Below are 7384 nucleotides of genomic sequence, written 5' to 3' on the forward strand. Positions count from 1 at the left end.
GCCACGGGGATCGGGGCCAGACTGGTCAGCAGATAGATCTCCACCATACGGCCATACACGATCACGAAAATAAATATATTCAGGGCAAACATGGTCAGCTTAATGACAAAGGATTGCAGGAACAGCCCCAGCAGAGGGCCAAGTTCCATCGCCTCCAGACTGGCCTCCAGCGTGTCCAGCATATCCGGGGTGACATCGGTACTGCCGCCGATAATTCCCGCCGAGCTTGCGATCACGCTTTGGGAAACGTCAAAAACCGCCATGACAATATTAAAGGTGTTGGAGAGAATGAGGATGGCACAAGTCGTTTTGAATACCCACTTGTAGATATTCGCCACGTCGAACTCGTGCATATTGTTCTTTTCCAGGATCATCTGGATCAGCTCATAGGTTGCGACAAAGGTTAGGATCAGTCCGGCAATCGGCAAAATGACCGTTTCGGAAAGCTGCCGTATCAGGGAGAAAACCCCGGCGTTCCATGCCGCCGGGGTCGTTCCCACCTGTACGGATATTTCCCCGACCCGGGTATTCACCGTGTCAAACAGCCCCTCGAGGTTGTCCATGATCCCCGAGATCAACAGCTCTTTGAGCCATTCCGTGATCCATTCGGTGAGAATACCCATAGGCCGCTGCCCTTAAAACAGGGTAGACAGCAGGGGGATCAGGGTAGTACCCAGCACGATGATGCCGCCACCCGCCATGAGCTGTTTCATCCCCAATTAGGTGTAAAAACTCTGCTCGATGGCGGGCGGCGGCGTACAAAAAATCTATATGGTGTTGTTAAGAGAACCGTCCCGGCGGGACAGGTCAGGCAGTGACCTGTTCCACCTCCGGGATGGGTTTGAGATTAAAATGAATTTCGATAGAAATGTGTCTTGTTTTATCTTCGTCAATGCGCTCATGCACAACGATTTCTTTGATTAAGCGGTTGAGGGTGGCTGCGTCCAGCTCTGTGATGTTGGCGTATTCCTGAATGGCTTCCACCCATTGTTTTGCATCATTGGCAAGCTGGACTTCATCGGACAGCCGCTTTCTGCCCTCGGACACTTTTGTTTTAAGCTCCGTCTGCTCGGTCTGTGTCTTTTCCAGCATGGTGTTGAAATTCTGCTCACTGATACGCCCTGCAATCATATCCTCATAAAGCCGCATGACCATTTTGTCCAGAACCTCAATCCGTTCCTCGTCCCTTGTAAGGGAGCGTTCCATTGCTTCCCGCTGTTCCCGCTGCTCGGCTTCACAGGTATTGGTCAGGCGGTCGGCAACCGCTTCCCCGTCCATCAGGGCAGCTCTGGCACATTCCCGGATTTTCCGCAGCACATGGCTGTAAAGGGTGTCATAATCAATCCGGTGCTGGGTGCAGTGGTTCTTTCCAAAGGCATTGTAGGTCTTGCAGGAGTAAATCCGCTGGGGATGTTTAGCGTTTGTGTAGCGTACCGTCAGCGACTTCCCACACTCGCCGCATTTTAACAGTCCGGCAAACAGGCTGATTTCATTGGTCTGCCCCGGACGCTGGCGGGATTTCAGCTTGTTCTGCACAATGTCAAAGCTCATGCTGTCAATCAGCGGTTCATGCTGTCCCTCCACCACAATCCAGTCCTCCGGCTTCTTTTCCCCAATCGTGCCGATTTTGAAGCGGTAGTCCTTTTTCTGGGAAGCAATCGCCCCGGTGTAGACGGGATTCATCAAAAGGTCTTTGATAACGGAGAAGTCCCACATATACCGCCCGTTTTCTGGGTCTTTCTTTTCCCATTTGGTGCGGGTATTGCGAAGCCCCCGTTCCCGGTTCCACCATGTAGGGCAGGGGATTTTTTCTTTCTCCAGCCGTCTGCGGATATAGTTCGGACCATGACCGTTCAGGGCATATCCGAAAATCAGCCGCACAATCGGGGCGGTTTCCTCGTCAATGAGCAGATGGTTTTTGTCCTCCGGGTCTTTCCGATACCCAAACGGGGCAAGACACCCGGTAAACTGTCCTTTCTGCGCTTTCAGAAGATAAGAGGAATGGACTTTCTTGGAAATATCCTTGCTGTACATCTCGTTCAGGATATTCTTGAACGGGGCAATGTCGTTGTTATCCCGCAGGGTGTCGATGCCGTCATTCATGGCGATATAGCGGACACCGTTTCTTGGGAAAAAGTCCTCAATCAAATGCCCGGTTTGCAGATAATTACGCCCCAGTCGGCTGAGGTCTTTCGTGATGACAAGGTTGATCTGCCTGCGCTCAATGGCTCTCAACATTCTCTGTAGGTCAGGACGCTCCATGTTAAGACCTGTGAAGCCATCGTCCTGATAGACTGCCACAACCTCCCATCCCTGCTTTTCGCAGTATTTTTCCAGCATATCACGCTGGTTTGCGATACTGGCACTTTCGCCTTGCAGGTCATCGTCCTTTGACAGCCTGCAATAGACCGCCGCACGATAACCCCCGGCAAGTGCCGAACCGATTGTTCTGTATTCCATTTCGTTCATCATAGCCATTTACCCACACAATCCAGACGGTATCTGGCTCTTTTGAACCTCATCTTCATTATAGCCTATATCTTTCTTTTTAGCAAGATATTCTTTTGCATTTGTCTTTCCGTATTTCTGGGAAATCAGGCTGACGAACACATCAGTGGCGTCAAGCTCCCCGTCAAATACAGTGGTCACATGAATCTCTGTTTTGTTTTTTGCCATAGGCAGTTATCCTCCATACATGAAAATAGCCAGACAGAGGGTGTCGGCAACGAAGTCCGGCAACGGACTTCAAAAGACCTTGCAAACAATCTCAATCTGGCGATGGTTACTATTTATACTTTTCTTTTATTTTTTTGTTGTTTTGGTTGTTATAAGGGAGAAAAGCCCGGAAATAAGGGGTTTTTCCCGGCAACCGGCTCGGCAACGGGATAACAACAGGGGGTGCAACGGGCTGTCCTTTTCAGAATGGAAGCTCCATCTGTTCTGTGACCTCCACAAAACCGTCCATCGTTTTTTCAGACGGGTTGCCGGAGTCCGTTGCCGGGTTTTCACGCTCCCAGCCCTTTTGTCTGCCATATTCGGAAAACATTCTTGGGTTTGGGAAGTACCGCCAGCTGGAAATGCACTGGTTCATAATCTCGTTGATTTCCCGGATTTCCCATTGCTTCGGCTCGTCAAAAGCATGGTTCAAGGCTTCCTTATAGAGCTGCTTGGAGCAGACCATGCTCCCGGTGTATTTATCAAGATACGCCTGTATCATCCCGGCTTTGGTGTCCTCCGGCATAAAATCCCGCTGGTGTTCTTTGAGATACCGCTGCATGGCGGGGCTGAAAGCCAGCTTGAACCTGCCGCTTTTATAAATCTCCATCGCTTCCGCCCACATCTGCCCGATATAGGCTCTGGAAGCGGCTTCATCCTCCAAAATGTGAACTTCCGCCTGCTCCGGGTACACCATGACCGGGATAAAGCGGCGGTTGCCGGAACGGTCAAGGGGCAGGAAGTCAAGGGCATTGGAAGTGCCGCCAAACACGCACTGACGGGGGCGGTCTGCCGGGTGGGTTTCATAAGGTATCTTGTAGACCTCTTTCTGCCGGCTTAAAAATGACTTGATTTCCTCAATGCTCTTGGCGTTGGCGGTTGCCATCATTTCCGACATTTCAATAATCCAGTGACCTTGCAGCTTGCGGTACACATTGTCATCGTCCAGCTTCCGCAAATCATCGGAGAACCACTCGTCCCGGACTGCCAGCAGCCGGAAGAAGGTGGACTTTCCAGCCCCCTGACCGCCTACCAGACAGAGCATGATTTCAAACTTGCACCCCGGCTGAAAGGCTCGTGAGATTGCACCCAGCAGGAACAGCTTCAACGCTTCATAGGTGTAATCGTCTGCGTCAGCCCCCAGAAAGTGCCGCAGGCAGAAGCGGATTCGCTCTGTCCCGTCCCACACAAGGGTATTGAGATAGTCCCGGATGGGATGGTACTTGTTTTCATTCGCCACAATCCCGATGGCGTTATCAATCTTTTTCTCATTGGTAAGCCCGTAGGTTTCTTCCAGATAAAGAAGCAGATACTTCATGTCCGTATCGTTCAGGGCGGTGCTTTCTCTGTGAAAACCGATGGGCTTTATGATGTCCTTGCGGTCAGTCAGGATGTTGTATGCGATAGCCCCTGAAAGCAGAGGGTCACGTTGGAATACGGTCAGGCAGTTCCGTATGCTCTGACGGACACCGCCTTTCTCGGTGGTTTCCAGCCCCGCCTTGATTTCCTCAACGCTCTGGGGCGGCTGCATGGCGTTCATAGTGTTTTTTAGTTCTTGCTGCGTCTGCGGCTGCAAGTTCTGCCATTCGCTGTTCAAGCTGTATCACATCCTTTCCGTAGTCCGTAATCAAATCCGCTTTTTCCTCTGTTTCCCCGAACAGCAGCACATCCAGCAGATATTCCACTTGGGCTTGCTTCTGTAAGGCTTCCACAAACCGGGGATGAAAGGCTTCCTCCGGGGAGTGCGGGGCGTAGTCCGTTCTCCATGCCATCAGCAGATGGAGATAATCGGCAAGAATACGGAAGCAGCGATTCTTTGCTTCCTGAAACTGTTCCTCCGGGGATTTCTGCCGGGTCTTGGGCTTTTTTACCTTTCCCGGCGGTTTCCAGTCCTCATAGGAAAGCCCGAAGTCCTGTGCCAGCTGTACGGCGGCTTCTTTCTTTCCCAGCCCATACAGGGCGGCGGCAAAATCAATCACATCCCCATCCGCACCGCAGCCGAAGCAATGGTAACGCCGATCCAGCTTCATGCTTGGGGTTTTATCGTTATGGAACGGGCAGCAAGCCATCCCGTTCCGACCTACATGGATTCCATAATACTCCGCAGCCTGTCTTGTTGTGACGGACTGCTTCACAGCTTCGAATACATTCAAATCTATCCCTCCTTGAAAATAAGAAAAGCACCTGACATTCTCTAATTGAAAATGGCAAGTGCCTGTTAAAGTTCCATATCCTGTTGTCTGTGTTTCTCCTGTGCCGGGGCGGTTCTTTGTGCTTTTTTCTCGTCAGTCTTATCCTGCAAGACTTCTTTGATGGGCTGCTTCTTGGGCGGCTCTTTGCTTTCCTCTGTGCCGGGTGTGGCTTTCCGTACCCAGTAGCGGATGTCCCGCAGCTTCTTCAAATCCTCCTGTACCTCGGTCAGTGGTACTTTCAGCTCTGCGATTTCGCTGAGAAGCGTTTCCTGCTCCTGTTGCAACTCATTTTTCGTTTTATCCTTATCGTCCGGGTGCTTGGCAAGGTAGTCAGCGGCTTTCTCATACCGGGCAACCTCCGGGTGTTCCTGTTTGAATTTCCCCTTTATTTTCTTAAAAAATATCTTCTGGTACTTCTCATAGACAGCCTTACATTCCTTGCAGTCTGTCCGGCTGGCAAGAATCCCGTCAATCACTTTGCTCCGGGCTTCCTTTGGCTTCATCTGATTGCGGTAATCTGCGGCTGATTTCCCGGAAGATTCCAGAAACGCTTCTAAGTCCTCCACAGTGGAAAGCCCCTTTTGCCGGAGATAGGACAGGGCTTCGCTGACTGCCTTTAAGTCCTGTGAAGTTCCCCGGTTCTGTCCAGCCCTTGTCCAGTCCTTCCGTTCTTCCTTTCGTATCTCCATATACTTCATCAGCAGATTGGGAAGAAGTGTCGCTTCCTCCGCCGCCTTTTGTGCAAGCAGCTCCTTCCGTTTTTCTCCCAGCTCGGTAATCCAGCCTTTGAGGTTTTGGATAAGCTGCCGGATGGACTTCATCAGGCGGTTGGCGGCTCTGATTTCCCGGTTCAGGTTGCCGATATTCGTCTGGATACCTCGCTTTTCCATCTGCCGGACAGCAGTCCCCTCATGGACAGTGGGGACTATATCAAGCCCCTGTCTGGCATAGGAACGCAAGTCCACACGCTCCGGGCGGTCATTGGCGTCCAGATAGCGGTTCTGGATAACCTCCCATTCATGCCGCCAGATTTCACAATACTTCTGGTCGTTCCAGTCCACCGTATCCTCCTTGTGGCTTTTCCACCTGCCGGACGGCAGCTTTATCCGTTCCCCATTCTCGTCAAGGTCATAAACCTTGCGGCTCTTGGGAAGCCATTTTCCATGTTCATCCATTGCCCGCATGGTCAGCAGGACATGGGCGTGGGGATTGTGTCCCGGCGGATGGGGGTCATGGATGGCAAAATCAGCAATCATGCCTTTGGAAACAAACTGCTGTTCACAAAACTCCCGTACAAGGACAGCGTACTGGTCGGGCGGTATCTCTCTGGGAATGGTAAGCACCCACCGCCTTGCAAGCTGGGAGTTCCATTGCTTTTCCACCGCTTCGGCGGCATTCCATAAAGTATTGCGGTCTGCATATTCCTGTGGAGCATTTGCCGGGAGCAGGATTTCATTGTGGACGATACCACGCTTTTCCGGGTAGTGCTTTACTTGCTGGTCGTATTCACAGAACAGCTTTTCGCCGCTTTGGTAAGCAGCGGCGGCAACCGCAGACTGCCGCTGGCTGCGCTGAACAATCGTGATTTCGTTGTGTGGACAAGGCATTTCGTGTCCCTCCTTTCGCTAATTGGTGGATGGGGTGGCGTTTTACCACCTCATTTTGGGCAGAAAAAAAGCAGGAGACCTTTTTCAGATTTCCTGCTCGGTGTGCCACTGTGTGAGCGGCGGGTATTTAGTTGTAAAAGTTCGGGACAAGTTGACCCGATGTAAAGCTAACAAACTGGAATTGCACCAAAACAATCTAAGACAACAACGCTGCCCTACTTGCGATTTTTTCTTGTACTGCGGAAACAGTTTCTTGAATGGAATAAGTGGTCGTATCTATAACATTCGATTCATATATTCCCAGATTGCAAAATTGCTCCCACATGGTTTCTACCAATTCGATATTTGTCTTTCGGTCTAACTTTGAGCGTTCAACAGCTCGCTTCAAGGTTTCTTCCTTACTTGCCCTTAAAATAATATAATGCACCTCATAATGTTCCCGAACAAGACTTTGCCACGGCTTTAAAAACCACGGTCCGATAATACCGTCAACAATTACATCATATCCACCACGAGCATATCGCTTCGCAGCTTCTAAAAACGCTTCAATGACAATCAAATTTTGCTCATTTGATTCTGGCAAATGCGGTGGTATTGCCCCTTTACTCAAATAATGATAAAAGTCATCTGTGTGCATATGCACAGACTTTTCCAAATCTGATTCTTTTGCAACAGCAGATGCCGTTGTAGTTTTTCCTGTCCCCGGCGCACCTGTGATTACAATAATTCTACCTTGATTCATCTATATTTTACCTCCACAAATTACGATTTTCTTAATTCTACAAACTGGAATTTGAGTCTCTGTAAAGCTGGAATTAACCCATACAATTATTTTAATTTAGAGGTTCTTACGCAATTATCCGTATTTTG

At 50.2% G+C, this 7384-nt stretch carries 7 protein-coding genes and 1 pseudogene; all 8 read right to left on the minus strand.

The features are described 5' to 3' along the window. On the minus strand, nt 1–623 hold a 623-nt coding region (locus ACJMM9_RS11110; protein WP_405326817.1), incomplete at its 3' end, for a VirB6/TrbL-like conjugal transfer protein, CD1112 family. Between the two features lie 12 nt (nt 624–635). Beyond that, nucleotides 636–716: pseudogene (locus ACJMM9_RS11115) on the minus strand (Maff2 family mobile element protein); the annotation flags it as partial. Between the two features lie 91 nt (nt 717–807). Continuing rightward, complete coding sequence (locus ACJMM9_RS11120) at nt 808–2478, minus strand: recombinase family protein (RefSeq protein ID WP_002584321.1); 1671 nt, start codon at nt 2476–2478, stop codon at nt 808–810. After that, nucleotides 2479–2676: a hypothetical protein gene (locus tag ACJMM9_RS11125; RefSeq protein WP_002592708.1), complete on the minus strand. Its 198-nt coding sequence runs from the start codon at nt 2674–2676 to the stop codon at nt 2479–2481. It abuts the gene before it with no gap. Nucleotides 2677–2917: 241 nt separating this feature from the next. Further along, complete coding sequence (locus ACJMM9_RS11130; protein WP_002584323.1) at nt 2918–4255, minus strand: virulence-associated E family protein; 1338 nt, start codon at nt 4253–4255, stop codon at nt 2918–2920. Beyond that, nucleotides 4224–4868: a CHC2 zinc finger domain-containing protein gene (locus tag ACJMM9_RS11135; RefSeq protein WP_002584324.1), complete on the minus strand. Its 645-nt coding sequence runs from the start codon at nt 4866–4868 to the stop codon at nt 4224–4226. The genes ACJMM9_RS11130 and ACJMM9_RS11135 overlap by 32 nt, the downstream gene beginning before the upstream one ends. A gap of 65 nt (nt 4869–4933) precedes the next feature. After that, nucleotides 4934–6514 (minus strand): MobQ family relaxase, encoded by a 1581-nt coding sequence (mobQ, locus tag ACJMM9_RS11140; protein WP_002584325.1) that lies wholly within the window; start codon nt 6512–6514, stop codon nt 4934–4936. 196 nt (nt 6515–6710) lie between these two features. After that, the gene (locus ACJMM9_RS11145; protein WP_002584326.1) at nt 6711–7256 is read right to left on the minus strand and encodes an AAA family ATPase; all 546 of its coding nucleotides are present in this window, start codon (nt 7254–7256) and stop codon (nt 6711–6713) included. Nucleotides 7257–7384: the final 128 nt, after the last annotated feature.

This window comes from Fibrobacter sp., from assembly GCF_045112255.1.
GTDB lineage: Bacteria > Fibrobacterota > Fibrobacteria > Fibrobacterales > Fibrobacteraceae > Fibrobacter.

Excerpts from the sequence above, each read along its gene's own strand:
- ACJMM9_RS11120 (WP_002584321.1), bottom strand. The coding sequence starts at position 2,478 with ATGGCTATGATGAACGAAATGGAATACAGAACAATCGGTTCGGCACTT.
- ACJMM9_RS11125 (WP_002592708.1), bottom strand. The coding sequence starts at position 2,676 with ATGGCAAAAAACAAAACAGAGATTCATGTGACCACTGTATTTGACGGG.
- ACJMM9_RS11130 (WP_002584323.1), bottom strand. The coding sequence starts at position 4,255 with ATGAACGCCATGCAGCCGCCCCAGAGCGTTGAGGAAATCAAGGCGGGG.
- mobQ (WP_002584325.1), bottom strand. The coding sequence starts at position 6,514 with ATGCCTTGTCCACACAACGAAATCACGATTGTTCAGCGCAGCCAGCGG.
- ACJMM9_RS11145 (WP_002584326.1), bottom strand. The coding sequence starts at position 7,256 with ATGAATCAAGGTAGAATTATTGTAATCACAGGTGCGCCGGGGACAGGA.